The 1,000-nt window shown below is 63.7% G+C and carries 2 protein-coding genes and 1 pseudogene; all 3 read left to right on the top strand.

The genetic code is table 11. From position 1 onward, the window contains the following. Positions 1-630 (top strand): FAD-dependent oxidoreductase (locus AC0L16_RS33470; RefSeq protein WP_473625794.1); only part of this gene is annotated, 630 nt, incomplete at its 5' end. Continuing rightward, positions 599-796 (top strand): sulfur carrier protein ThiS, encoded by a 198-nt coding sequence (gene thiS, locus AC0L16_RS33465; protein WP_023801373.1) that lies wholly within the window; start codon positions 599-601, stop codon positions 794-796. The genes AC0L16_RS33470 and thiS, both read left to right, overlap by 32 nt. 4 nt (positions 797-800) lie before the next feature. Then, positions 801-1,000, top strand: a pseudogene (locus AC0L16_RS33460) (thiazole synthase); the annotation flags it as partial.

The following is a 1,000-nucleotide window of genomic DNA, read 5'->3' as shown; positions in this document are numbered from 1 at the left end:
TTCCGTCGCGGGCTGTTCTTCCCGGGCGAAGCCCATCTCGACCCACGCCGTGCAATGGCGGCGCTGCATGAAAAACTCGCCGGAAGCGGCGTCGAGTTCCGCTTCGGAGTGGACGCCCGGCACATGACGGGATTCGACCGCGAGATCGACTGCATGGGAATGGCGTCCAGCGATGAAAGGCTTCGCGGCGTTCGCGGCGAGATGCTGATCTTGCGTACACCCGACATCTCGTTGTCGCGCCCGGTCAGGCTGCTGCACCCGCGTTTGCCGCTCTATCTGGCGCCGCGCGCCGACCACCATTTCATGGCGGGTGCAACGATGGTCGAGAGCCTGTCCACGGAGCCGGTCACGGTACGGGCGATGATGGAACTCCTGAACGCCGCCTATTCGGTTCATCCCGCATTCGGCGAGGCCGCGATCGTTGAGACGGGCGTCGGCATTCGCCCGGCGTTTTCCGACAACCTGCCGCGCGTCGAAGCGCATGGCAGGACCGTAGCGATCAACGGGCTCTACCGCCATGGTTTCCTTCTGGCCCCCGCCATGGCGCGCCGGGCGGCCGACCTTGTTTTCGATTCTGACAAACCAGTGGAACTTGCTGATGAAACTGACGGTCAACGGCGAAGCGCATGAGATCACCGCCGCCACCCTGGCGGAGCTTCTCGCGGCGCTTGACTACGAAGGCAACTGGCTTGCCACGGCCGTGAACAGCGACCTTGTGCACGCGACTGAGCGGGCGCTGTTCCAGCTGAAGGACGGCGACCGGATCGAAATTCTCTCACCCATGCAAGGAGGTTAGGAACGTGATCGAGCTTTACGGAACCAAGCTTCCGTCGCGCCTGCTTCTCGGCACCGCACAGTACCCCTCGCCCGCCATTCTTGCCGATGCGGTCAAGGCATCCTGCGCGTCCGCGGTGACCGTCTCATTGCGCCGCGAAATGGCCGGCGGCAAGGGTGGCGAGAAATTCTGGTCGCTTATCCAATCGCTGCGGCTGCATGTCCT

It is taken from the genome of Mesorhizobium sp. WSM4848 (assembly GCF_055811375.1).
Note: the sequence above shows the minus strand (reverse complement) of the source record. Positions and strands in the feature narration are given on the sequence as shown.